The following is a 24,161-nucleotide window of genomic DNA, read 5'->3' on the forward strand; positions in this document are numbered from 1 at the left end:
GCCGTCAGGAAACTCCCCCATGACCCGCCCCGAATCTCGCTCGATCCTGGTACTCATGGCCGCCGGGTTGGCGGCGTCGACCGCGGCCTTCGCGGGCGATCCCGTCGACGTGGCGTTCACGGCGAGGCTCGACGGCGTCGAGCAGCGCTACGTGATCGTGGAGCCTGACGGCCTGCGGCCGGAGTCGCGGGTCTCGGTGCTGATCGCGCTGCACGGCCACGGATCGGATCGCTGGCAGTTCGTGCGGGACGGGCGCGACGAGTGCCGGGCGGCTCGCGACGCCGCCGCGAAACGGGGGATGATCTACGTCTCGCCGGACTACCGCGCGAAGACCTCCTGGATGGGGCCGGCGGCCGAGGCCGACGTGGTCCAGATCATCGAGGACCTGAAACGCCGGTTCCGGGTCGACAAGCTCGTCATCTGCGGCGGGTCGATGGGGGGCACGGCGGCCCTGACCTTCGCCTCGCTGCATCCCGACCTGATCGACGGCGTCGTCTCGATGAACGGGACCGCGAATCTGGTGGAATTCGAGGGCTTCCCGGAGGCGCTCGCGGCCTCGTTCGGCGGGTCGAAGCGGGAGAAGACCGACGAGTACCGCAAGCGGTCCGCCGAGCTGGCCGCCGAGAAGCTGACGATGCCGGTCGCGACGACCACCGGCGGCCGCGACGCCGTCGTCCCCCCCGACAGCGTGCTGCGGCTCGTCCGGCGACTGCGCGAGACGAACCGCGAGGTGCGGTCGATCCACCGACCGGAGGGGGGCCACGCGACCGACTACGCCGACGCGGCCGAGGCGTTCGACTTCGTCCTGGTCCGCGTGCTCAGGGCCGAGGGGGAGACGCGGGAGCCCTCGTGAAGCGTGCCGAAAGGTCGGGGCCCGCTTGCGGCGCCGGGGATGTCGCGGCATCCTGGAGCCGGTCGCCCCTCGGTCCAGGTCATTCGGAGCCCTCTCCATGCGTCGCGCCCCGATGTTGCTCGCCCTGCTCGCGTCGCTCACCTCGGCGGCCCTCGGGGCCGACGATTCGAAGCGTTATCTCATCATCCACGCCGACGACGCCGGCATGTGCCATTCGGCGAATCGGGGCACGATCCAGGCGATGGAAGACGGCGTCGTCTCCTCGTGCAGCGTGATGATCCCCTGCCCCTGGGTCAAGGAATTCGCCGAGTACGCCAAGGCGAATCCCGACAAGGATTACGGCGTCCACCTGACGCTCAACTCCGAGTGGCCGACCTATCGCTGGGGTCCGGTCGCCGGCCGCGACCGGGTGCCGAGCCTGGTCGACGCCGAGGGCTACCTCCCCGGGGGCGTCGGGGCCGTGGTCAAGTCCGCGAAGGCCGAGGAGATCGAGATCGAGCTTTCGGCCCAGGTCGACCGCGCCCGGGAGCTGGGCATCCCGCTCAGCCACCTGGACACCCACATGGGCGCCCTGGTCAGCCGGCCGGACATCCTCGAAGTCTACGTCCGGGTCGGCCTGAAATACGACCTCCCCGTGCTGTTCCTGCGCGACGTCGAAGGGGCGATCGGCGAGGAATACCCCGCGTTCCGCGAGCGCGGCAAGGCCCTGCTCGCCGAGCTGGACGCGAAGCGGCTGCCGGTGCTCGACAACCTCTTGCAGTTCTACGGGGGCGAGACCCACGAGGGGCGCCTGGAGACGTACATGAAGGCCCTGCGCGAGCTTCCCCCGGGCGTCTCCCAGCTCATCATCCACTGTGGGGTGGACGGCGAGGAACTCCGCGCCGTGACCACCAGCGCCTCCCGCCGCGACGGCGACCGGCGGATCTTCACCGACCCGGCCACCGCCGCCGAGATCAAGCGGCTGGGGATCGAGATCATCACCTGGAAGCAGTTCCGGACGATGCTCGAGGGCAAGGCCGCGGCCGCGCGCTGAATGCGGCGTCGCGGAGATCGCCGCGACGGGGAGGAGTCGCGATGGACGATCGAGTCAGGCTCTCGCTGGACGAGGTCCGCGAGCTGGTGACGGCGGTGATGTCGCGGCACGGGCTGGCGCCGGCGCACGTCGAGGCGGTCGCCGACGTCATGGTCGCCGGGGAGCGAGACGGCGGCGGGTCGCACGGGATCTTCCGGGTCCTGATGTGCCTGAACTCGATCCGGGCGGGGAAGGTGTCGCTGGACGCCGAGCCCGTGGTCCGCGACGTCGCGCCGGGGGTCGTTCGGGTCGACGCTGGAGGCGCGTTCGCGCCGCTGGCGTTCCGCCGAGGGCTGCCGGTGCTCGTCCAGAAGGCGAAGGCGGTCGGCCTGGCGGCGATGGCGGTGAACGACTGCTGCCACTTCGCGGCGCTCTTCCCGGAGGTCGAGGCGATCGCCCGCGCGGGCCTGGTCGGTTTCGCGTTCACGCCCAGCCATGCGTGGGTCGCGCCGGCGGGGGGCTCGCGACCGCTGCTGGGGACGAACCCGATCGCCTTCGGCTGGCCCCGGCCGGGGCGAGACCCGTTCGTCTTCGACTTCGCCACCAGCGCCGCGGCCCGGGGGGAGATCGAGCTGCACCGCCGCGAGGGGACGCCCACGCCGGAAGGCTGGGGCGTCGACCCGTCCGGGAATCCCACGACCGACGCGGACGCGATCATGGCCGGCGCGATGCTCCCGTTCGGCGGCCACAAGGGGTCCGCCCTCTCGCTGATGGTCGAGCTAATCGCCGGCCCCCTCGTCGGCGACCTGACCAGCGTCGACTCGATCGCCTACGACGAAGGAGCCAGGGGCGCCCCGCGCGGCGGCGAGCTGCTCCTGGCGATCGACCCGTCGCGGATGCTCGGCGAGGCCGCCCCGGAACACCTCGCGCGCGCCGAGGCGATCTTCGAAGGCGTCGTCTCCCAGGGCGCCCGCCTCCCCTCCGTCCGCCGCTACGAGGCCCGCGCCCGCAGCCTGGCCGAAGGGGTCCTCATCCCCCGCAAGCTGGTCGACGAGGTCCGCGCCCTGCTGGACTGAACGGAATCGAGCCCGATCGCGCGATCTCCCGGATTCCGGTCGCATCCCGCCCGCCGATCGCCTCTACCTGGTGGTTGACCAGGTCGACGGGAGGACGCTCATGCAGCCGGACGACGCGATCGTGGGCGAGGTGCTTCGAGGGGACCGGGGGGCGTTCGCCGCGCTCGTGGCCCGGCACGAGCGGGCGGCGTGGGCCACGGCCTGGCGCGTCCTCCGGGACGACCACGCCGCGGCCGACGCGGCGCAGGAGGCGTTCCTGCTGGCCTACCGGCGGCTCGCCGGCCTGCGACGGCCCGAGCGGTTCGGCGTCTGGCTCCTGCGCATCGCCCGCCGCGAGGCGGTCCGCGCGGCCAGGCGCCGGGCTCGCGAGCCGGCCCGTTCGCTCGACGAGCCCGGCGCGGCGGACCTCGCGGCCCCGCGAAGGGCGCGGCTCCCGGCCGACGCCGAGGCGCTGCTGACGGCGGTCGGCCGGCTGCCGGAGCACGAGCGGGTCGTGGTCGCGATGCACTATCTCGACGGCCTCCCCGTGGCCGAGGTGGCCCGGGCGCTCGGCCGGCCCGTCGGCACGGTCACCAAGCAGCTTTCCCGCGCGATCGAACGGCTGAAGCTCAAGACCAAGGGGGTGCTCGGATGACGGACGACGGACGCGACGTGGAGGACCGCCTGGCCCGACTGCGCGAGGCGTGGCCGGCCGGCTCGATGGTGGACGACGTGATGGCCCGGATCGACGCGGTCGAGCCCCGGCCCGGCCGGGGCCGGCGACGGGCCCGACGGCTCGCGGGCCTGGCGGCCTCGGGCCTGGGGCTGGCGGGGGTGCTCGCGCTCGCCTGGCTGATCCTCGCCGCCCGGCCGACGACCCTCCTGGCCGCCGTGCAAAAAGGCCTGGAACGGGCGGGCTCGGCGCACCTGGTGATGACCTCCCACGACGACCAGGGGCGGGAGCATCGGGCCGACGTCTGGTACGTCAAGGGGGCCGGCGTCCGCATGGAGACGCCCGACCGGACGATCGTGGAGGACGGCGATTCCCAGTGGTCGTGGCCCACCAACGCGACCGAGCCGGTCGCGACCCGCCGTCGCGGCCCCGGTTTCTTTAGCATCCAACTGCCGCGGATGCTCGCCCTGCAGGAAAACCCCGACGGCTGGCGTCGCGAGCGGTCGCCCGGGCTGGACCGCGAGATCGACGGCCGCCCCGCCCTCGGCTTCACCTTCTCCGCCCCGTCGGGGCAGACGCCGGGCCGCCCCGCCCCGCGCGCCCTGGTTATGGCCGACGTCGACGAACGTGTCCGCGAGATCGCCTTCGAGGAGCGTCAGGACGACGGGACCTGGCGCCGGGCCCGCGAGATCCGGATCGAGTACGACCCGCCGACCCCGCCGGAGAAGCTGGCCTTCCGCCCCCCGACGGGAGCGAAGGTGCTCGACCTCGACGAGGCCTTCCACGCCCTCCATCCCCTCGACCGGGCGCTCCGCCGCGTCGAGCTGGGGGGCCTGATCCTGGCCGTCCACGACGTCCAGCCGCTGGAAGGCCGCCAGGGGTTCTACGTCGTCTCCTCGGTGCGCGGGACGCCCGAGTTCCTTGCGAAGCATCCTCCCCGCCGACGGCCCCTCAACCCCGAGACGGTGATCGTCGAGGTGGCGACCCAGAACATCGGCAACATGACGTACGGCGGCCGCTACGTCCTGATCGGCCTGGCGACGGCCGAGCGCGACGGCGTCGAGTACGCCTGGTGGCTGGTCGTCCCCCGGCGGCTGTACCTGGTCAAGGACGGCCGGCGCGAGTACCTCCCGGAGAGCGACGACGGCCTCGGCGACGAGCCCGCCCGCCTCGACGCCGCGCCGGGCAAGGCCCGCGTGCCGCTGAAGGCGACCTACCGCGACCCCGCGCTCCGCGACCCGGACGGCCGCCCCGGCGCGGTCTCCGCCTGGGCCGAGGTCCCCATCCCCGCCGACCGGCCGCCGACGACGATCGAGGCCGTCGCCGCCCGCGCCCGGCGCGACCTGATGCAACTGGGGGGGGGCGACGCCGGCTATTCACTCCTGGGCGTCGCCGCCGACGCGCAGGCCGACGGATCCGGGCTGCGCAGCATATCCGGCTTCCTCCCCGAGACCCTCACCGACGCCGACTTCGCCGCCGCCGTCCGTCGCGGCCTCGACGACCTCCGCGGATTCGACGAGGTCCACATCATCACCCCCGAGGAGATGCTGCCGCCCCTCGGCAAGGAGAAGCCCAAGGAGTAAGTCGGGCCCGGCCCGCCCTCGCAATCGGAGAGCTTCCGCCCCCGGCCGTGGACGCACCGCCTACAATGGACGTGGAAGGACGTTTCGCGGCCCCTTCGGGGCGGAAGGCGGGCATCCATGGCGACGACGGGGGTGACGGCGATCCGGGGCGTTCGGACGATCGGCCCCGAGGATCAGGAGCGGATCGAGCGTCGGACTCGGGAGATCGGCCGGGAGCTGTTCGCGAGGGTCGCGCGGGCGTCGCGGCCCTGGCGGCGGGCCTGGTGGGAGGACCGCTTCATGGGGGCGACCCTCGACGACCCCGAGGTCCGCGTCCAGCTCTTCCGGTTCATCGACGTCCTGCCCGCGCTTCGCGGCCCCTCGGCCGTGCGGCGGCACCTGGCGGAGTATCTGGGCGAGGCCGGCGACCGCGTCCCCTGGTGGCTGCGGTCCTCGGTCGCGATGGCCCCGCCGGGCTCCGGGCGCGAGGCCCTGCTCGCCCGCTCGGCGACGGCCGCCGCCGAGGTCATGGCGCGGAAGTTCATCGCCGGGGCGACCCCCGACGAGGCGCTCCAGACCGTGCTCCGGCTCCGCGCCCGGCGGGTCGCCTTCACGGCCGACCTGCTCGGCGAGGCGGTCGTCAGCGAGCGCGAGGCCGACGCCTACCAGCAGACCTGCCTCGACCTGATCCGGGGGCTCGCCGGCCCGCTCGCCGCTCAGCCCGAGATCCCGCTGATCGACCGCGACGCCGACGGCCCCATCCCCCGCGTGAACCTCTCGCTCAAGCTCTCCAGCCTGACGACCTGGTTCGACCCGATCAGCCCCTCGGCGACCATCGACCGCGTCGCGGCCCGGCTCCGCCCCATCCTCCGCGCGGCTCGCGAGGCGGGGGCGTACGTCCACGTCGACATGGAGCAGTACGACTACCGAGCCCTCAGCTACGACCTGTTCGAGTCGGTCCTGTCCGAGCCCGAGTTCGGCGACTGGCCCGACGTCGGCATCGTCGTCCAGGCGTACCAGCCCGACGCCGAGGCCGAGATCCTGCGGCTCGACGCCTTCGTCGCCCGCCGGGGGGCGCCGATCACCGTCCGCCTGGTGAAAGGGGCGTACTGGGACTACGAAGTCCTCACCGCCCGCCGCCACGGCTGGCCCGAGCCGGTCTTCCTGGAGAAGTGGCGCACCGACGCGAACTATGAACGCTGCACGAACCTCTTGATGGAGCGCCGGGCGAACCTGCGGCCGGCGATCGCCAGCCACAACCTGCGGAGCCTCGCCCACGCGATCGCCACGGCCGAGGCGCTGGGCCTGCCGATCGACGCCTACGAGCTGCAAACCCTCCACGGCATGGGCGACGCGATCGACGACGCCCTGGTCGAGCGCGGCTGCCGGGTCCGGGTCTACACCCCCTACGGCGCGATGCTGCCGGGGATGGCCTACCTCGTCCGCCGCCTGCTGGAGAACACGTCCAACGAATCGTTCCTCAAGGCCAGCGGCGCGTCGGGCGTCGCGGTCGACGAACTCCTGCGCGACCCCGAGGAGGCCGGAGCCATGCGGACGCTCTCGCGACGATCCACGCCCAAGGCCGAGCCCGCCGCCCTCCCCGACGGACTCCCGCCGTTCCGCAACCAACCCGTCGCCGACTTCGCGAAGGCCGAGAACCGCGAGGCGATGGCCGAGGCCCTCCGCCAGGTCGAATCCGAGCTGGGCCGGACGTACCCGCTGATCCTGGACGGCGAGGCGGTGACGACCCCCGACCGGCTCGCCGAATCGCTCGACCCGAGCCGATCGGCGCGGGTCGTGGGGAAGGTCTCGACGGCCGACGCCGGCCACGCCGACCGGGCGCTGGCCGCCGCCCGCGCCGCGGTCGCTTCGTGGTCGGCCGAGCCGGTCGAGGCCCGCGCGGCGGTCCTGGTCCGCGCCGCGGCGCTGATGCGCTCGCGCCGGTTCGAGCTGGCGGCGTGGGAGGTCTTCGAGTGCGGCAAGCCCTGGCGCGAGGCCGACGCCGACGTCGCCGAGGCGATCGACTTCTGCGAGTTCTACGCCCGCGAGATGATCCGCCTGGCCGAGCCCCGCCGTCGCGACGTGCCCGGCGAGACCAACGTCTGCGACCGCCTGCCGCGCGGGGTCGTCGTGGTCGTCCCCCCCTGGAACTTCCCGCTGGCCATCCCCTGCGGCATGACCGTGGCCCCGCTGGTCGCGGGGAACGCCGTGATCCTCAAGCCGGCCGAGCAGTCTCCGATCGTCGCCGCCAAGCTCGTCGAGATCCTCCGCGAGGCGGGCGCGCCTTCGGGAGCCTTGCAGTTCCTCCCCGGCGAGGGGGAGGAGGTGGGCCAGGCGCTCGTGAACGACCGCCGGGTGGACGTGGTCTCGTTCACCGGCTCGCGCGAGGTGGGCCTGCTCCTGAACAGACAGGCGGCCGACACGCCGCCGGGGCAGGACCACGTCAAGCGGGTGATCGCCGAGATGGGGGGCAAGAACGCCGTGATCGTGGACGACGACGCCGACCTCGACGAGGCGGTCGTCGGCGTGCTGCAGAGCGCCTTCGGCTACGCCGGCCAGAAGTGCTCGGCCTGTTCGCGGGTCGTGGTCCTGGAGGGGGTCTACGACGCGTTCGTCGCCCGGCTGGCGGAGGCCGGCAAGGCGCTCCTGGTCGGCCCGGCCGACGACCCCGACACGTTCGTCGGCCCGGTCATCGACGCCGAGGCCCGGAAACGGATCCTGGAGTACCGCGCGATCGCCGGGCGGGAGGGCCGCGTGGTCCTCGACGTGGACGTCTCCGCGACGGCCGATCTCGGGTCGTTCGTCGGCCCCCTGATCGTCGCCGACGTGGCGCCGGACGCCAGGGTCGCGCAGGAGGAGATCTTCGGCCCGATCCTGGCCGTGCTGAAGGCGAAGGATCTGGCGGAGGCCCTGGCGATCGCCGACGGCACGTCGTACGCCCTGACCGGGGGGCTCTACTCGCGAAGCCCGGCGACCATCGACCGGGTCCGCCGCGAGTTCCGGGTCGGCAACCTCTACATCAACCGCATGATCACCGGGGCGCTGGTCGACCGCCAGCCCTTCGGCGGCTTCAAGCTCTCCGGCGTCGGCGCCAAGGCGGGGGGCTCGGAATATCTGCTGGAATTCCTGCTCACCCGCTCGATCACCGAGAACACCATGCGCCGGGGCTTCGCGCCGGAGGACCTTTCCGTCGCCTCGGACGACGAATCGACGGGTTGAGGCGGCCGGGGAGCCTCGGCGGCGGGGGAAGTTCGGCGGCGGTCGCGGAAAGTCCGCCCGGATCGGGCTCCCGCGTCGCCTATTTCAGAAGGAGACAATCGACGATCCAAGGGTTCGCGGCCCAGCTCCCACGGGCGCGCGAGGCGTCCGTCGCGCCGGGAACGGCGAGGTCGACGACGGAAATGGAGAGGGGATCGGTATGACACTCGCGACGCAGCCGACCGCAGAAGCCCGGCCTTCCTTGAATGGATCGACGCCGCCGCAGCCGCCGCCCTCGGCCTCCGCGGCCTCTCACGGGGGATCCGGGGCCCTTGCGCCGCGGTCGGAGCGGCGAGGCGGGCGGCTCCCGGCGGTGCTGGTCGGGCTGGCCGTGGTCGGGGCGGCGGGGGCGGCGCTGACGATTTTGCCGGGCCGGCTCTGGTCCTCGAACGTGGTCGGCGGCGGGACGCCGCTCCACCGGGCGGAAAGGACCCGACTGCCGGTGACCGTCAACGCGCGGGGGACGATCGAGAGTTCCCGGAACTTCGAGGTGGTCAACAAGGTCGAGGGCCAGACGATGATCCTGTTCATCGCGCCCGACGGCTCGACGGTCAAGAAGGGGGAGCTGGTCTGCGAGCTGGACTCCTCCTCGCTCCGCGAGAAGCTGACCAACGAGCTGATCACGGTCCGGCAGGCCGAGGCCGACCTCCAGAACGCCGTGAAGACCCGCGAGGTGGCCGATTTCGCGCTCCGCGAGTACGAGGGGGGGACGTACCCCCAGACCCGGCAGAACGCCGACATCGCCCTCATCCTCGCCAGGACCAACCTCTCCCAGGCCGCCGAGCGGTTCGAATGGTCGACCCGCATGCACGAGCGCGGGTTCGTGGCCAAGTCGCAGACCATCGCCGACCGGGATTCGAAGGCGAACTTCGAGATCACGCTCGAACGGGCCCGGACCTCGATCGACGTGCTGGAAGGCTACACCCGGCGGAAGAAGGTCATCGAGCTGCAGGCGAGCGTCCAGAAGGCCCGAAGCGACGAGATGTCCAAGCGGGCGAAGCTGGCCCTGGAGCAGTCGAAGCGGAAGAAGTACGAGGGCCTGGTGGAGCACTGCAAGCTCTACGCGCCGGCCGACGGCCTGCTCGTCCACGCCAACGACGCGATGAACCGGCGGGGGAGCGATCAGGCGATGATCCAGGAAGGGATCAGCGTGCGCGAGGGCCAGGTCCTCATGCGGATCCCGGACGTCACCGCCATGCGGGTCGACGCCAAATTCGACGAGACGGTGGTCAGCCGGCTCCGGCCGGGGCAGCGGGCCCGGATCCGGGTCAACGCCTTCCAGAACCTGGAGTTGAGGGGGGCCGTCGTCGCGGTCCAGCCGATCGCCGACCCGTCGGGCCGCGACGGCACCGACGTCCAGCTCTACACGGCGAAGGTGGTGATCGAGGGGACGTCGACCTCGCTGCGCCCCGGCATGGCGGCCCAGGTCGAGGTCCTGATCAGCGAGGCCGAGGACCTGCTGGCCATCCCGATGAAGGCGGTGCTCCAGATCGGCTCGGACGACTACGTGTACGTCGCCGGCCCCGAGGGCATGCTTCGCCGCGGCGTCCGGCTGGGCGCCAGCAACGCCGAGCTGATCGAGGTCGTCGAGGGGCTCCAGGTCGGCGAACTGGTCTCGCTCGCCCCCCTGAGGCTGATGACCGAGCGGGAGAAGCGGGAGGCGTTCTCCGCGGCGACGCCCCACCTGCGCTGAGGCCCCCGGCCGGCCCCGGCCGCCACGTTCAGCGGACGTATCCGAACAAGGTGAGGCCCCTCTCGTCCTCGCGAACCTGGAGCTTGCCGACCGAGTCCAGCACGCGTTTCAAGCCCTCCAGATCCTGCTCGTACGCGAAGGCCGAGGCGGGGTCGGGATGCCAGGATCGCGGGAAGTGGATCCATTCGATCCAGCGGTACTCCTCGGGCTGGAATCGGCCGTCGGCCAGCCGGGACGGCAGAATGTGGTTTCGATCGGGGACGCCCCAGTCGTGCAGCTGATCCGAGTCGAGGAACTTCCAGCTCGCGTGGCAGAGACCGAGTTCGGCGTCGGCGATCGCCCCCAAAACCTTGCGCCACCTGGCGTCGCTCATGCAGGACGCCTTCGCGTCCCAGGCGAGCCGCCGATAGGCGTCGCGTCGAGACGGGATCATTGGCCGCCTCCACCACCGGCCGCGGGGGGCTGGAGCCCGGCGAGGATGGCCTCGACGGCGGCGGGTTCGGCGGGCTTGACGAGGTGGTGGTCGAAACCGGCCTGCTGGGTCCGGCGGCGGTCCTCGTCCTGCCCCCAGCCGGTGAGAGCGACGATCGTGACGTCTCGGAAGTCGGGCATCTGCCGGATCCGGCGGGCGATCTCGTAGCCGCTCATGCCGGGGAGGCCGAGGTCGAGGAGGATCAGGTGGGGGTGGAAGCTCTCCAGGACCCGGAAGGTCTCGGGGCCGTCGAAGGCCGTCCGGACCTCGTGGTGCTTCATCGCCAGGAGCCGCGCCAGGCTCCTGGTGGAGTCGCGGTTGTCGTCGATGACCAGGATGCGCCTCCCCGCCGCCCCGGTCCCCGATGGGGGCGGGGCCGTCGTTTCGTCGCCGGGCCGGGCCGGGTCGCGGTCCCGATTGCGGGCGAGGGGGAGCCGGACGGTGAACACGCTCCCCCGCGCCGTCCCGGGACTATCGACGGCGACGGTCCCGCCGTGGAGCTCGACGAGCCGTCGGACCAGCGTCAGGCCGATGCCGAGCCCCCCCTGCGCGCGATCGAGCGACGAGCCGACCTGGGTGAACATGTCGAAGATCCTCGGCAGCATCTCGGCCGGGATGCCGATCCCGTCGTCGGCCACCCGGATGACGGCGGTCTCCCCCTCGCGGGCCACGGAGAGATCGATCCGGCCGTCCTGCGGAGTGTACTTGGCGGCGTTGTTGAGCAGGTTGGCGACCACCTGGACGAGCCGGGTGCGGTCGGCCTCGACCGGAATCGGCTCGTCCGGGAGCCGGACGCTCAGCTCGTGGCCGTCGGCGTCGATCATCTGCCGGCTGGTCTCGACGGCCGCCGCGACGACGTCCCGCAGATCGATCCGCTCCCGACGCAGGACGATCTTGCCGCTGGTCACGCGGGAGACGTCCATCAGGTCGTCCACCAGGCGGACCAGATGGGCGAGTTGTCGGTCCATCATGGACAGGATCTGCTCCCGGCTCTGTTCGCCGTCATCGTCGCCGACGCCGACGCCGACGCCGTCTTCCACGCCCTCCTCGTGCTCTTCCTGCTCCTCCTCCTCCATGCGAAGGATCTCGATGCCGTTGCGGACCGGGGCGAGCGGGTTGCGCAGCTCGTGGGCGAGGGTGGCCAGGAACTCGTCCTTGCGGCGGTCGGTCTCCTGGAGCGCTCGGTAGAGCTGGGCGTTCTCGACGGCGGCGGCCGTCCGCTCGGCCAGATCCTGGCCGATCCGAAGCTCGTCGGGGCCGAACCGGCGGCGGGCCGAGGAGGCGAGGAACGAGATCCCGCCGACGACCCGCCCCCGCGAGATCAGCGGCACGCTGAGGTACGATCGGACCCCCAGGGCGCGGAGACGGGCGATCCGCTCGGGGCCCTGGCTGGCCGTCTCGGCGTCGAGCTCGTCGAGGTCGAATACGACCTCGGGCTCGCCGGTGCGCAGGACGTGGGGGATGACGCCGGCGACCTCATCGTAGTCCCGGTCGGTCGGGTCGGTCCGACGATCCGAGGGGTCGTCGCGCCGCTCCGACCGGGCGACGGCCAGCCGGTGGCGGTTCCCGGAGGCGTCGAGGATGTCGACCGCGCACCAGTCGGCGAAGCCGACGACGGCGAGGTTGGCGATCCGCCGCAGGGTGCTCTCGTGGTCCACCAGCTCGGCGAGCGTGGCGCTGGCGTCGGCGAGGAACCGGACCGCCTCCTCTCCCCGCTTGCGGGCGGTCGCGTCCCGAAAGACCTTGCCGAACCCGTGCAGGCCGGACTCGTCCCGCAACGGGACCAGCACCCCCTCGCAGTAGAACGGCGAGCCGTCCTTCCGAATCCGCCAGCGCTTGTCCTCGGCCCGACCGGCGCGGGCCGCCGCCTCTCGCTCCCGCGCCGGCATCCCGGCCGCCCGATCCTCGGCCGTGAACAGGAAGTCGTACGGCCGCCCCAGGGCTTCGGCCGGACCGTACCCGGTGATCGACTCGGCCCCCCCCAACCAATCGACGACGACCCCGTCGAGGTCGGTGACGACCACGGCGTAGTCGGCCGCGTTCTCCAGCAGGAGTTCCAGCCGCTGGTCCTTCTCGCGGAGCAGGGCCTCGGCCCGCTTCCGCCGGGTCAGGTCGATCCCATGCACGATGACGCCCGAGACCTCCCCGGCCGGGCCGCGGAGGGGCTGGAGGACGAATTCCAGCCAGCGCTCCTCCATCTCCCCCGCCGGCCCGCGGGCGATCAGCACGCGGCGGTCGTCGGCGACGTACGGCTGGCCGGTCCGGTAGACCTCGCCGAGGATCTCCAGGTAGCCCTGGTCTCCCGCCTCGGGCAGGGCCTCCCGGACCGGCCGGCCCATCACCTCCCGGGGGCCGATGAGATCGCTGAACCGCGCGTTCACACGCTCGAAGACATGGTCGGGCCCCCGGATCACGGCCACGAAAGCCGGCGACTGCTCGAACGCCTGGATCAGCCGCCCCCGCTCCTCGGCCACCTGGCGGTGGAGCCGTTCCCGCTCCTCCTCATGACGCACCCGCGCGGTGATGTCAGTGAAGAGGACGGCCACCAGGCCGGGCTCCGCCGCCCCGATCCGGAACGCGTAGATGTCGAACCAGCGCCCCAAACTCGTCGCTTCCTGGACGTTTCGGACGGGCCGACCGGTCCGGGAAACCTCGCCGAACGCCTCGATCCAGCGCGGTTCCAGATCGGGGATCAGCTCGAGGATCCGGCGGCCGACGGCGTCTGTCAGCCCCGTCAGCTCGCCGAAGGCCGGGTTGGCCTCGACGAACCGGTAATCCACCGGCCTCGCGTCCTCGGGGTCGAACAGGATCTCGATCACGCAGAACCCCTGGTCGATCGACGTGAACAGGGTCCGGTAGCGCTCCTCGGACCGCTGCAGCGACTCCTCGCCCGCCTTGCGGCTGCTGATGTCGACGACCGACCCGACGTGGCCCAGGAACTCGCCGTCGGCCGAGAACCGGGCGCGGCCGGCGTCGATCACCCAGCCGTACCCGCCGTCGGCCCGCCGCAGCCGGTGTTCCATCAGGTAGGGCGAGCGATCGGCGACGACCGTCAGGAAGGCCGCCTCGACCCGGGCCCGGTCGTCGGGGTGGACCGCCGCCAGCCAGCCCATCCCCAGGCCCTCGTCCGGCCGCTGGCCGGTGAAGTCGAACCAGCCCCGGGAGAGGAACGTGGCGTCCCCCTCCGGGTCGGTCACCCAGAGCATGGCCGGCGCGGAGTCGGCGAATTCCCGGAATCGGGCCGCGCTCGCCCGCGCGATCTCGCTGGCGCGGCGGCTCTCGGTGACGTCGGTCCCGGTCGGGGAGAGGAACAGGACCCGGCCCGCCTCGTCCCGGACCGGGGCGATCATCAGGTCGATGAACCACTCCGAGCCGTCGGCCGGGAAGTAGGGCAAGGCCGCCCGGAAGGTCTCCCCCGCCGCCGCCCCCAGGCAGGCCGACCGGACCGTCGCCGAGGCCTCCGGCGACCGGGCCCAGCAGCCGCACTCCCAGAACGGCCGGCCCACGACCTCGTCTCGGGCGTCGCCGCACGACTCCAGGAACGTGCGGTTGGCCTCCATCACCACGCCCCCCGACGAGAGGACGCCGGCGAGCTGCGGCCCCTGTTCGAACAGGGTGCGGAACTTGGCGTCGGCGGCGGCCATCGCCAGGGCCCGCTCCTCGGCCTCCTTGTGGTCGGTGACGTCGATGCACGACCCGATGTAGCCGGTGAACGCGCCCTCGGGGCCCCGCAGCGGGACGCCCTTGTCGTACAGCCAGCGATAGGTCCCGTCGCCGCGCCGGAGCCGGTATTCCACCTCGAACGGCCGCCTCGCCTCGAAGCTCTCGGCGTAGATCCCCAGGAGACGCTCGACGTCCTCCGGGTGGACCCCCTCGGTCCAACCCCGGCCGGCCTCCTGCTCCATCGTCCGGCCGGTGAATTCCAGCCAGGCGCGGTTGAACCACACGCCTCCCTGGGCCTCGTCGGCGATCCAGATCGGGAACGGGGCCTGGTCGGCCAGGTCGCGGAACCAGAGCTCGACCTCGCGGGCCCGCCGCCGCTCGGCCCGCTTCCGCTCGGTCACGTCGTGGGCGATCTTCCACGCCCCCGTCACGCGGCCGTCGGCGTCTCGGACCAGGGCGAGGGTCACCGAGACCTCGATGCGGCGGCCGGCCTTCGTCAGGCGGACGGTCTCGAAGTTCTCGATCCGCTCGCCCCGAGCGATCCGCGCCAGGACGTCGAGCTCCTCGTCCAGGCGGTCGGGGGGGACGATCAGGGTGATCGGCCGGCCGATCGCCTCCTCGGCCGTGTAGCCGAAGAGGGCCTCCGCACCCGCGTTCCAGCTTTGAATCACGCCGTCGACCGACTTGCTGACGATCGCGTCGTCCGACGAGTCGACGAGGGCCGCCAGCCGGACCTGGGCCGTCACGCCCCGCCGCCGAGCCGCCGCGCCCCGCGCCAGCAGCCAGGCCGCCGCCGCGGTCGCGGCCAGGCCGAAGACGACCGCCGCGCCGAGGCGGAACGCATCCCGCGACGCCCCCCCGCCCCCTCCCCCGCTCGCGAGGGCCGCGTCGACCGCGAGCACGACGGCGGACGGCCGGACTTCAGGAACGATGTCGACGATGAACGTCCCGCCCATGTCCGCCCCTTGGAACGACGCCGGAGGCCGACGCATTCGGTCCGAAACCGAACGCGCCGAGAAGCAAATCGGACCTCCGACGCCTCCCGGAGTATTCTATCGTGCGGACTCGTTAAATCCCATTTTTCCTTGAGGGAGCGGACGAAGGGCCGGGATTCGCGTCACCGCCGCCGTCGGAAGGCCGTCGCGACCCCGGCCAGGCCGGCCCCCATCAGGACCAGGCTCGTGGGCTCGGGGACCACCGAGCCCGTCACCGCGAAGGTCGGGCTGAAGTTGTTGAACGCCAGCCCGATGCCGTCGGTCTTCGTCCCCACGAAGCTCAGCCGGATCGCCTTCACCCCGTCCGCCAGGTCCTTGAAGCCGAAGTTCCAGGGGAGGCTGTCCAGCGAGGCGGGGTCCTGGCGCCCGACCCCTTGCGGCGAGAGCAGGCTGGCCAGGATCGACCCCGACGCGTCCAGGACGTCGACCAGCCACCGCTCCGAGGCGTCGATGTCCCAGATCTCGCCCGAGAACTCCCGGATGACCTGCGTCGTGTCGTACTCGATCAGGAACGGCCCCGGCAGCACGCCGATCCCGTCGGGCTGGCGCAGGAACCAGCGACCGAGCTGCCGGCCGTAGCCCCGCCGGGCGGTGTCGGCCGTCTGGGTAGGGGTCGTGGAGGAGACGAAGCCGTCCGTCCCGTCCTCGCCGATCGCCTCGAACCGCGGCGCGACATCCACCCCGTCGTCGAACGTGTTGTTCCCGTTGGCGTCGAAGTAGAAGCGAACCGAGCCCCCTCCCTCGATGGCGTACGGGTTGATTAGCCGCGCGTCGTCGGTCGGCGTGTTGCCGTTCGGGCGGGTTTCGAAGTCGATCAGGTCGGCGGCTTTCGCGGGCGAGGCGAGCGCCAGGAGGCAGGCGGCGGCGATCCCGGCGGCCTGGGAAACGTTCAGTCGGGGCATGGGGCGAGGCTCCTGGTTGCGGAAAGGACTCGTTTGCGGCAAATCGAGAACAGCGTCGTCGGGCGGCCCGCGACCGTGTACGATGAGTCGCATCGACATCGTTCACCAACCATGACGAAGTGGATTAACGCGGCGGGAAGATCGGATCGAGGATCGATTCCTCCGGGGAGTCTCGGCATGCTCCTGCACGACGGCGAGACGACCGACGGGGCCCTCCTGGAACGCCTGGGAGACTGGGCGGACCACGCCGCCTGGGCGGAGTTCGTCCGCCGCTACGACCGGGCGATCCGTCGAAACGTGCGCTCTTATCGGTTCGACGCCGACGCGACCGAGGAACTCTGCCAGCGGATCTGGATCGAGTTGGCGGGACGGATGCGCGGCTATCGCTTCGATCCGGGGCGGCGGTTCCGCGCGTGGCTGGGGCGGCTCTGCCGCTCCCGCGCCGTGGATCATTGGCGGCGGCGGCGGGCCGAGGAGGCCCGGTTCGAGCCCTCCACGCCGGGGGGCGTCGCCGACGTCCCGATCGACGACCACCCCGAGGGCGCCGCGGATTCGAGCCGCCCCGCGCTTCTGCGCGAGGCCGCCCGCGTGCAGGAGGCCGTCCGCCGCCGAGTCGACGCCCGGACCTGGGAGCTCTTCTGGAGCATCGCCGTCGACGACGTCTCGGTGCGCGAGGCGGCGGAGGCCGCAGGGCTCTCGTACGCCGCCGCCTTCGCCGCCCAGAAGCGCGTCCGCCGCATGCTCCGCGAAGAGGCCGATTCCGAGACCCGATCGTGAAGCCCCCCTGCCCCCCGCTCGAGACCATCCGCCGCCTGGGGGCCGATTCGCTCGACGCCGACGCCTTCCGCGCTCTGGAAGCCCACGTCGCCGACTGCGAGGACTGCCGAGATCGGCTCGAACGCCTCGCCCGGCTCGACTCGACCGAGACGAGCGGGAGCCCGGCGAGCGACCCCGCCCCCGCGCCTCCGCCCGTGGTCCCCGGATTCGTCCTGGGTGCGGAGCTGGGCCGAGGCGGCTCGGGCGTGGTCTACGAGGCGGTGCAGCCCCATCTCGGCCGTCGGGTCGCCGTGAAAGTCCTGGCTCGGGGTCCGGGCCTCGACGCCCGCGCCCGCGAGCGTTGGCTCCAGGAGGCCCGCGCGATCGCCAGGGTCCAGCACCCGAACATCGTACGCCTCTACGACGCCGGCGAGCACGACGGCCGCCACTATCTGGTGCTCGACCTGATCCCCGGCGGCAGCCTCCGCGACCTGGCCCCCGGCCCGATCCCCCCCCGCGAAGCCGCGAGGCTCGTCGAGACCGTGGCTCGCGCGGTCGGGGCGATCCACCGCGCGGGGATGCTCCACCTGGACGTCAAGCCGTCGAACATCCTGATGAACGGCCCCCCCGACGCCGGCCTGGCCGAGCTGTCGCCGATGCTCTCCGACTTCGGCATCGCCCGCGAAGAGGCCGGCTCGACCATCGAGGCGGGCGCCTCGGCCACGTTCGGCGGTCGTGGAACGCCCGCCTACATGGCGCCGGAGCAGGTCGCCGGGCGAACCGGGGCGCTCGGCCCGGCCGCCGACGTCTTCGCCCTGGGGGCGACCCTCTACGACCTGCTCGTCGGCCGACCGCCGTTCCGGGGGGCCACGCCGATCGAGACGCTGGACCTCCTGCGGACGACCGAGCCGACGCCCCGCGAGCGCTCGCGCCGGGCGTCCCCCGCGACCTGGAGACGATCGTCCTGAAGGCGCTGGAGAAGGCCCCGGCCCGCCGCTACGCCTCGGCCGAAGCCCTGGCCGACGACCTCCGGCGCTGGCTCGACGGCTTCCCGATCCGCGCCCGGCCGATCTCGCGCGCCGGGAGGCTGGCGCGCTGGTGCCGCCGTCGACCGATCCCCGCGGCGCTCGCCGCGGCGCTCGCCGCCACGATGCTCGTCGCCCTCATCGGCCTGACCGCCCTCTGGCGACGCTCCGAACACCAGCGCGGCCGCGCCGAGGCCGCGCTGGCGCGGGCGCTCGACGGCGAAGCGACGGCCGACGCGGCGGTCGCCGACCTCGTGGCCCTGCTCCGCGGGGCCGTCGAGGCCCCGGAGCGGTTCTCCAGCGAACGCACCGGCGACGCGACGTCGGCCGTGCTCGCGCTCGCGGCCAAGCTCCGACGCACGCCCGAGCTGGCCGCGCGCCACGCCGTCGCCATCGCCCGGCTGGAGCTGCGCCTCGTCGGCTACCGCCTCCGCGCCGGCGACCGCGACGGCGTCCGCAGGCTTCTCGACGACGGCCTCCTCCTGCTCGACGCCCGCCCCGATCGGCCGGCGGCCGACGCCGACGCCGACGTCGCTCGGGCCGAGATTCTCCTCCGGCGCGGCGATGTCGCCCTGCAATTCGCCCACCCGGCCGAGGCCGCCGAGGACGTCCGCCGCGCCGAGCGGGCCCTGGCCCCCCACGCGGGCGACCCGCGTGCGCTTGACGCGTTCGTGGCCCTCCGCTCCACGCACGACGCCCTGGCGAACGCGATGGCCGCGTCGGCAGGCCCCGACGCCGGACGTCGCGCATCCCTCGCCGACGCCGAGATGTTCCGCGAGTGGGCTCGACGATCCGGCGATCCCACCCTCCGCCTGCTCGCGGCGATCGCCCGCCAGGGGGCGGAGCCGGCGCCCGGGGCGGAGCGGGCCACGTCCACCGACGACGTCTGGCGGGAGTTCGACCGGCTCCCCGACGACGCCCCGATCCCCCACGGCCTGGTGGTCCTCCTGGCCGACCTGGCGGCCCGGGGGCTTTGCGAGTCCGCGACGGCCGACGCAATGGCGGGGCGCGACGCCGAGGCGACCGCCCGTCGCGTGCTGGCCCAGCTCGACGCCCAGTTCGCCCGGCGGCTCCCCTCGACGTTCCGGCCCGAGGTCCTCGAGCGGCTCAGCCAGCTCGGCTGCACTCGCGCGTTCGAGGATCGGCGCGACGGTCGGCTCGAAGAATCCCGACGCGACGCGAGCTGGATGATCGCCCTGGCCCGCGCCCTGACGGCCCGCGACGCCGACTCCGTCGGCGCCCACCTGATGCTGAGCCGGGCCCTGGAGCAAGAGGCCAAGAACGCCTGGGCCGTCCCCGACCTTCGGGCCGTCGAACGTTCCCTCCGCGCCGCCCTGACCGAGGCCGCCGCCGCGTTCGAACTCGCCCCCGACGACGAGACCTGCCGGCTCCATCTCGCCGGCCTCCGCGAGAAATTCGTCCGACTCGTCGCCGCGGAACCCGATCGCTGAGCGACCGTCGCGGGAAGGAACGGACGGAGCGGACGACGTCTTTCCGGCCTGATGGGCCAGGCTCTCAGACGTCGAGGGCCGGGACGGAGGGACGATGAACCCGCTCGTCCGGGGGCCTTCGCCGTCGTCGATCAGATCGGATCAGCTCAGAGCGCCGGGCCGCGTCGGGCTTCGCCGAGGGAGCGGTTGTGGATCCAGGAGAAGGACGAGACGGGCCCCTCCATCGGCTTTCCTTCGCGATCGTCGGCGAGGCGTTCGTAGCGCTCGGGCTGCTTGCAGAGGTAGTCCTGCACCTTGGCGGCCTTGCCGGAGAACGAGCGGTTCCCCAGGTCCCAGGCGGCGTTCAGGTGGCGGATCACCGACGCGTAGTCGCGCGAGGTGTAGATGCCGGTGCTCTGGACCACCTCGCCGTAGTGCTGGAAGAGGTCCGGGTCGCGACCGTCGGTCATCCGGCTCCCGGGCATGGTGACGATCCGCTTGAGGACCGCGCGATAGCACATCAGCGCCGTCTCCGGGTCGCGCTCGAACAGCTCGGCGACCATGCGGGTGTAGAAGACCTCGTGGCGGGTCTCGTCGGCGGCGATCTTGCGGCAGATCTTCGCCAGATTCGGCTCGCCCTGTTCGGCGGCCCGCTTGCCCAGGTTCCCGTGGGTGATCCGGGTCGCCCGCTCCTGGAACGAGGCGTAGATCAGCCCCTCATAAGGATGGGTCTCGTGACCGGGGGCGAAGCCGTTGCGGATCAGGTTGTGGATCGTCACCTCGACCGCCCGCATGTCGACCCGGCCGGTGAGCCGCAGGTAGGCGTTGAGCAGGTCGCCGTGGCGGTTCTCCTCGGCGGTCCAGCCCCGCAGCCAGCAGGCCCAGGGGTCCTCGCCCGCGCCCGTCGGGTCCTTGGCGATGTGCTCCAGGGAGACGGCGTAGTTCGGCAGCGCCTCCTCGGTCACCATGTTGCCGACCAGGACGACGAGCAACTCGTCGGGGATCGCCCGCGCGGCCTCGCGGAAATCGCGCAGGCGATCGGCCCAATCCTCGGCGGTCAGGTCGGGCAGATAGTCCGTCGGCTGCCAGATCTGATCGACCGGGGTCAGCAGGGACAGGTGTTCCGCGACATGGCCTTCCAAACTCTCGATCATATCCACGGAACGACACCCCAACGATCCTTGACGACGAAACCGATCGCATCCCGCAAAGTCGACACTACCGGAAATCGACCCGGCTGCCTACGCGGGAAGCGCGCCCGTCCGGTCGCGGGACCGCCCCCGCCGACCGCCCCGCCGTCTCAACGCTCGTAGACGCAGCCGCGACGAGGCGTCGACGGGATCGACCAGGGCCGACGCGCCGGAGCGCAGCCGTCTGGCTTCATTCGACTTACGTCCACGACGCCCGAGAGTTCCGGCGCGTGGACGACTCCCTGGTCGCGGGAGGACGCCGCGCCCGAGCCGGAGGCGGGGGCTCGGACGCGGCGTCGCGGGGCGTGGACCGGAAAACGGACTTCAACCGGTTCGACGGGGGCTCGATGCGAACGCCGGGGCGATCGGGACGGCGAAGTCGGCGCGGAGGGGGGCCTCGACGGCCTCGAAGTCGGCGAACCGCATCCGGAGGCTTTCGTGCCGGGTGTGGCCGGCGAAGGCGATCTCCGGTTGCAGGGCGAGCGAGGCGTCCAGGACCGTCGTGATCCCGTACATCCGGCCGAACGGGGGGAGGGCCCCGGGCTCGCAGTTGGGGAAGCGGCGGACGACCTCGTCGATCGTCGCCAGGCGGACCTCGGACGGGTCGCGCAGGAGCGCCTCGGCCAGCCTGGCCACGTCGATCCGCGAGGTGGCCGGCAGGACCGCCAGCCAGTCCTCGACGCCGACCCGGACCAGCACCGCCTTGGCGACCGCCCGCCCCGAGACGTGCAGCCGACTCGCCAGCCGTTCCGCCGACGAGGCCGGGGCGTGCGGGAGTGGTTTGAACCAGACGTGGCGACTGCGGAGATACTCGGTGAGATACATCGGTGTGCCTCCATAAGAAGTGTCGTCGCCGGAAGTATAGGGCCGCCTCGACCGGCCGACGACCGCATCCTAGACTTTTCGAGACCCGAATCTTCGGCACAATCGCCACAAGCCTCCCAAAGCCTCAAGCCATCCCTGATTGAAAGTCCGGCGACGAATCCAACAAAGGGTTTCGAACCATTCGGCGTCGAATTCGTCTTGGGAATAGGGGGGAAACCTCCTATCATGGTGAAGGGGCTCGCGGCGAGTGAGATGATCGCCGTGGCGCCCCAGGACGGCACGGGCGCACCGGGGAGACCCGGCGGGCGCGGACCGGTTCTGGGGGACTTGCCGCGGAGGAAAGTCCGGACTCCACAGGGCTCGGTGGTGGGTAACGCCCACCGTCCGGGGCGTTCGCGCTTCGGATAGGGAAAGTGCCACAGAAAGTAAACCGCCTCGGTGGAGGGATTCACGTCCTGAAACCGCGGTAAGGGTGAAACGGTGAGGTAAGAGCTCACCAGCAGGCCGGGTGACCGGTCTGGCTCGGCAAACCCCACCGGGAGCAAGGCCAAATAGGGGAGCAGCGGGAACAGCGTGGGCGTCGAAGGGCCGGGCGACCGGACCTCGCGAGCCTTCGTCCCGCACGGGTCGGCCCGATCCGTCATCGACTCCCGGGTAGGTCGCTTGAGGCGTCGGGAGACCGGCGTCCCAGAGAAATGATCATCCGAGGTCCGAACGGGCGGCTTGCCGTCCCCACGACCTTCGACAGAATCCGGCTTACGCCGCCCGCCGCGACCCCCTCTCACCTCTTCTTTCTCTCCCCCGCCCGTTCCCGACCGGCCGGGGAGTCGACGCACATCGAATCGAAACGAATCGAGTTGACGACCCGGCCCCTCGCGATGGCCTCGATGGTCGCCCGCCGGCGCCTTATCATGGCGGACGAATCGAACCGCCCGGGCCATGTCGCGCGGGCGCCGAATCCTCGGGAGGATCGCCCATGCGGAGTCTCCGGAACGCGTCGGTCGTCGCCCTGATCTTCGGGGCGTGGGGGGCGTCGGCCTTGGGGCAGCCGGCCTCGGAGTCGAAGGAGATCATCAAGGACGCCGCCGACCTCCGCGCCCGGATGGCGACGGAGTTGAATGCCACGAAGCCCGATTTCGTCGTCTTCGTCCCCAGGGTCCGCGACGGCGAGATCGCCGACACGGGGAACGAGCACTTCCTGGTCTTCGACGGCCCGGACGGCTCCTTGATGGCCGTGTGGACGCAAAGTTCGGTCGAGAACTACTCGGCCGCGATGCCCGCGGACCAGCACATCGCCTTCGCCCGCAGCGACGACGAGGGGAAGTCCTGGAGCCCTCCCCGGATCGTGGCCGGCCCGAAGAAGCCCGGCGACGGCCACATGGCGAGTTGGGGCTACCCGCTCGTCTCGAAGACCGGACGCATCTACGTGTTGTACAGCCAGCACATCGGCAAGTTCGACACATTCTTCCACCACACCGGCCGGCTCCGCGGCGTCTTCAGCGACGACGCCGGCGCGACGTGGTCGGAGCCCCAGGACGTGCCGGTCGCGCGGAGCGTCCACGACAACCCCGACCCGACGATGCCGCCGAACATGCTCTGCTGGCAGAAGCCCCTGCGGCTCGCCGAGGGGGGCAAGTACCTCGCCGGCTTCACCCGGTGGACCAGCTACGCCGTCATCCCGAACCCGATCAAGGACTGGCGCGCGGCCGATTCCCGCGTCGAGTTCATGCGCTTCGAGAACGTCGACGAGTCGCCCGAGCCGCGCGACCTCAGGATCTCCTGGTTCGCCTCGAACGAGAAGGCCCTGACGGTCCCGTTCCCGGGCCACCCCGCGCGGAGCACCTGCCAGGAGCCCTCGATCCTGAAGCTCCCTGACGGCCGCCTGTTCGTGGTGATGCGGACGGCCGCCGGCAGCCCTTTCTGGTCGGTGAGCGCCGACGGCGGCGAGACCTGGACGACGCCCCGCGTCCTGCTGCGCAAAGACGGCGGCGCCCCGCTGCTCCACCCTCTCTCCCCCTGCCCGATCTATGACGTGGGGGGCGAGGCGGCCGGCAGCGGCCGATACGCGTTCTTCCTCCACAACCACGACGGCCACTACAAGGGCTTCGGCCCCGCGGACACCGGCCGGCACCGTCGGCCGATCCACCTGGCCGCCGGTCGATTCCAGCCCGGGGCCGACCAGCCGGTCTGGTTCGACGAGCCCCGCCTCTTCATGGACCACGACGGCGTCGCCCTGGGCAAGCCGGGGACGCCCGGTCGGCTCGACCTGGCCCTCTACGCCAGCTCCACCGTCCGCGACGGCCGCGCCGTGCTCTGGTATCCCGACCGCAAGTTCTTCCTGCTGGGCCGGGTCATCGGCCCGGAGTGGGTCGCGCCGGCGCTGTGAACACGGGCGGCTCGGGGACGGCCGGGACGATCATCCGGGGGTCGATCCCCGGCCGGGCCTGGTGGATCATCGCCTCGTCGATCCCCGGCCTCGCCGGGACGATCATCCGGGGGTCGATCCCCTCCCCTCGCGTCATCCTGAGCTGCGGGCTCCGGAACGGCGCCGCGATCCGGTACGCCGCCGGCCAGATCCTGCGCGGGCTTTCGCTACGGCTCGATCGATCGAGCGCGAACGTCGCCCCGAGCATGGCGAGCAGGAGGAGCGTGCCGACCCGGACGAACGCGGGCCGCATGCCCAGACGGATCGGCCCCCGGTCGGTCGTCGCCCCCTGCTTGATGTCGTCCCGGAAATCCGGGTCGGTCCATCGAGTCGTCATGGCGTCCTCCGCATGCGAGATTACGGGACGAGACC

At 72.1% G+C, this 24,161-nt stretch carries 17 protein-coding genes and 1 other RNA gene; 12 read left to right on the top strand and 6 right to left on the bottom strand.

Translation table 11 applies throughout. The features are described 5' to 3' along the window. Positions 1 to 19 precede the first annotated feature (19 nt). From VT85_RS24040 to VT85_RS24070, 7 genes are all read left to right on the top strand, one after another. Positions 20 to 853 carry an alpha/beta hydrolase family protein gene (locus VT85_RS24040; RefSeq protein WP_068420640.1) on the top strand — a complete coding sequence of 278 codons (834 nt, stop codon included), beginning with the start codon at positions 20 to 22 and terminating at the stop codon, positions 851 to 853. Between the two features lie 97 nt (positions 854 to 950). Next, on the top strand, positions 951 to 1,886 hold the full coding sequence (locus VT85_RS24045) for a polysaccharide deacetylase family protein (protein ID WP_068420642.1): 936 nt from the start codon (positions 951 to 953) through the stop codon (positions 1,884 to 1,886). A gap of 41 nt (positions 1,887 to 1,927) precedes the next feature. Next, a complete protein-coding gene (locus tag VT85_RS24050; protein WP_068420644.1) occupies positions 1,928 to 2,941 on the top strand; it encodes an Ldh family oxidoreductase in 1,014 nt (337 codons plus the stop codon). Between the two features lie 100 nt (positions 2,942 to 3,041). Continuing rightward, the gene (locus tag VT85_RS24055; protein WP_156513065.1) at positions 3,042 to 3,575 is read left to right on the top strand and encodes an RNA polymerase sigma factor; all 534 of its coding nucleotides are present in this window, start codon (positions 3,042 to 3,044) and stop codon (positions 3,573 to 3,575) included. Continuing rightward, positions 3,572 to 5,176, top strand: a complete 1,605-nt coding sequence (locus tag VT85_RS24060) for a hypothetical protein (protein ID WP_068420648.1) — start codon at positions 3,572 to 3,574, stop codon at positions 5,174 to 5,176. The genes VT85_RS24055 and VT85_RS24060 overlap by 4 nt, the downstream gene beginning before the upstream one ends. A 117-nt stretch (positions 5,177 to 5,293) precedes the next feature. Further along, a complete protein-coding gene (gene pruA / locus VT85_RS24065; RefSeq protein ID WP_068420650.1) occupies positions 5,294 to 8,374 on the top strand; it encodes an L-glutamate gamma-semialdehyde dehydrogenase in 3,081 nt (1,026 codons plus the stop codon). A gap of 352 nt (positions 8,375 to 8,726) precedes the next feature. Then, the gene (locus VT85_RS24070) at positions 8,727 to 10,106 is read left to right on the top strand and encodes an efflux RND transporter periplasmic adaptor subunit (RefSeq protein WP_068420652.1); all 1,380 of its coding nucleotides are present in this window, start codon (positions 8,727 to 8,729) and stop codon (positions 10,104 to 10,106) included. Positions 10,107 to 10,134: 28 nt separating this feature from the next. On the opposite strand, the gene VT85_RS24075 is transcribed toward VT85_RS24070, so the two are convergent. The 3 genes from VT85_RS24075 to VT85_RS24085 form a co-directional block, all read right to left on the bottom strand. Then, positions 10,135 to 10,539: a hypothetical protein gene (locus VT85_RS24075; protein WP_068420654.1), complete on the bottom strand. Its 405-nt coding sequence runs from the start codon at positions 10,537 to 10,539 to the stop codon at positions 10,135 to 10,137. Further along, positions 10,536 to 15,197, bottom strand: coding sequence for a PAS domain S-box protein (locus tag VT85_RS24080; protein WP_197490979.1), 4,662 nt, complete (start codon positions 15,195 to 15,197; stop codon positions 10,536 to 10,538). The genes VT85_RS24075 and VT85_RS24080 overlap by 4 nt, the downstream gene beginning before the upstream one ends. Positions 15,198 to 15,358: 161 nt before the next feature. After that, positions 15,359 to 16,138: a PEP-CTERM sorting domain-containing protein gene (locus VT85_RS24085; RefSeq protein WP_068420658.1), complete on the bottom strand. Its 780-nt coding sequence runs from the start codon at positions 16,136 to 16,138 to the stop codon at positions 15,359 to 15,361. Between the two features lie 177 nt (positions 16,139 to 16,315). Here VT85_RS24085 and VT85_RS24090 point away from each other — a divergent pair, with 177 nt between their 5' ends. The 3 genes from VT85_RS24090 to VT85_RS24100 all read left to right on the top strand — a co-directional run bounded on the left by VT85_RS24090 (position 16,316) and on the right by VT85_RS24100 (position 19,370). Beyond that, the gene (locus VT85_RS24090; RefSeq protein WP_068420661.1) at positions 16,316 to 16,915 is read left to right on the top strand and encodes an RNA polymerase sigma factor; all 600 of its coding nucleotides are present in this window, start codon (positions 16,316 to 16,318) and stop codon (positions 16,913 to 16,915) included. Then, a complete protein-coding gene (locus VT85_RS24095; RefSeq protein ID WP_068420663.1) occupies positions 16,912 to 17,862 on the top strand; it encodes a serine/threonine-protein kinase in 951 nt (316 codons plus the stop codon). Before VT85_RS24090 ends, VT85_RS24095 begins: the two co-directional genes overlap by 4 nt. A gap of 182 nt (positions 17,863 to 18,044) precedes the next feature. Then, positions 18,045 to 19,370 (top strand): hypothetical protein, encoded by a 1,326-nt coding sequence (locus VT85_RS24100; RefSeq protein WP_068420666.1) that lies wholly within the window; start codon positions 18,045 to 18,047, stop codon positions 19,368 to 19,370. Between the two features lie 146 nt (positions 19,371 to 19,516). Here the strand turns inward: VT85_RS24100 and VT85_RS24105 are convergent, their stop codons facing one another. Together VT85_RS24105 and VT85_RS24110 are read right to left on the bottom strand one after the other, a co-directional pair. Next, entirely contained in the window at positions 19,517 to 20,503 is a 987-nt protein-coding gene (locus tag VT85_RS24105; RefSeq protein WP_197490980.1) for an acyl-ACP desaturase, read from the bottom strand. A gap of 360 nt (positions 20,504 to 20,863) precedes the next feature. After that, positions 20,864 to 21,364, bottom strand: a complete 501-nt coding sequence (locus VT85_RS24110) for an aminoacyl-tRNA deacylase (RefSeq protein WP_068420671.1) — start codon at positions 21,362 to 21,364, stop codon at positions 20,864 to 20,866. A gap of 299 nt (positions 21,365 to 21,663) precedes the next feature. Here VT85_RS24110 and rnpB point away from each other — a divergent pair. Further along, positions 21,664 to 22,139: RNase P RNA component class A (gene rnpB / locus VT85_RS24115), an RNA gene on the top strand. A 201-nt stretch (positions 22,140 to 22,340) separates the two neighbouring features. Further along, positions 22,341 to 23,750 (top strand): sialidase family protein, encoded by a 1,410-nt coding sequence (locus tag VT85_RS24120; RefSeq protein WP_068420673.1) that lies wholly within the window; start codon positions 22,341 to 22,343, stop codon positions 23,748 to 23,750. On the opposite strand, the gene VT85_RS24125 is transcribed toward VT85_RS24120, so the two are convergent. After that, positions 23,716 to 24,126, bottom strand: coding sequence for a hypothetical protein (locus tag VT85_RS24125; RefSeq protein WP_068420675.1), 411 nt, complete (start codon positions 24,124 to 24,126; stop codon positions 23,716 to 23,718). The two genes, VT85_RS24120 and VT85_RS24125, sit on opposite strands and share 35 nt — an antisense overlap. Between the last annotated feature and the right edge of the window lie 35 nt (positions 24,127 to 24,161).

Origin of the sequence: Planctomyces sp. SH-PL62 (assembly GCF_001610895.1) — a bacterium.
In the GTDB taxonomy this organism is placed as follows: Bacteria; Planctomycetota; Planctomycetia; order Isosphaerales; family Isosphaeraceae; genus Paludisphaera.

Bases quoted from the DNA above. Each gene is read 5' to 3' on its own strand.
- VT85_RS24040 (WP_068420640.1), top strand. From the start codon at position 20: ATGACCCGCCCCGAATCTCGCTCGATCCTGGTACTCATGGCCGCCGGG.
- VT85_RS24045 (WP_068420642.1), top strand. From the start codon at position 951: ATGCGTCGCGCCCCGATGTTGCTCGCCCTGCTCGCGTCGCTCACCTCG.
- VT85_RS24050 (WP_068420644.1), top strand. From the start codon at position 1,928: ATGGACGATCGAGTCAGGCTCTCGCTGGACGAGGTCCGCGAGCTGGTG.
- VT85_RS24055 (WP_156513065.1), top strand. From the start codon at position 3,042: ATGCAGCCGGACGACGCGATCGTGGGCGAGGTGCTTCGAGGGGACCGG.
- VT85_RS24060 (WP_068420648.1), top strand. From the start codon at position 3,572: ATGACGGACGACGGACGCGACGTGGAGGACCGCCTGGCCCGACTGCGC.
- pruA (WP_068420650.1), top strand. From the start codon at position 5,294: ATGGCGACGACGGGGGTGACGGCGATCCGGGGCGTTCGGACGATCGGC.
- VT85_RS24075 (WP_068420654.1), bottom strand. From the start codon at position 10,539: ATGATCCCGTCTCGACGCGACGCCTATCGGCGGCTCGCCTGGGACGCG.
- VT85_RS24080 (WP_197490979.1), bottom strand. From the start codon at position 15,197: ATGGGCGGGACGTTCATCGTCGACATCGTTCCTGAAGTCCGGCCGTCC.
- VT85_RS24085 (WP_068420658.1), bottom strand. From the start codon at position 16,138: ATGCCCCGACTGAACGTTTCCCAGGCCGCCGGGATCGCCGCCGCCTGC.
- VT85_RS24090 (WP_068420661.1), top strand. From the start codon at position 16,316: ATGCTCCTGCACGACGGCGAGACGACCGACGGGGCCCTCCTGGAACGC.
- VT85_RS24100 (WP_068420666.1), top strand. From the start codon at position 18,045: ATGCTCGTCGCCCTCATCGGCCTGACCGCCCTCTGGCGACGCTCCGAA.
- VT85_RS24105 (WP_197490980.1), bottom strand. From the start codon at position 20,503: ATGATCGAGAGTTTGGAAGGCCATGTCGCGGAACACCTGTCCCTGCTG.
- VT85_RS24110 (WP_068420671.1), bottom strand. From the start codon at position 21,364: ATGTATCTCACCGAGTATCTCCGCAGTCGCCACGTCTGGTTCAAACCA.
- VT85_RS24120 (WP_068420673.1), top strand. From the start codon at position 22,341: ATGCGGAGTCTCCGGAACGCGTCGGTCGTCGCCCTGATCTTCGGGGCG.
- VT85_RS24125 (WP_068420675.1), bottom strand. From the start codon at position 24,126: ATGACGACTCGATGGACCGACCCGGATTTCCGGGACGACATCAAGCAG.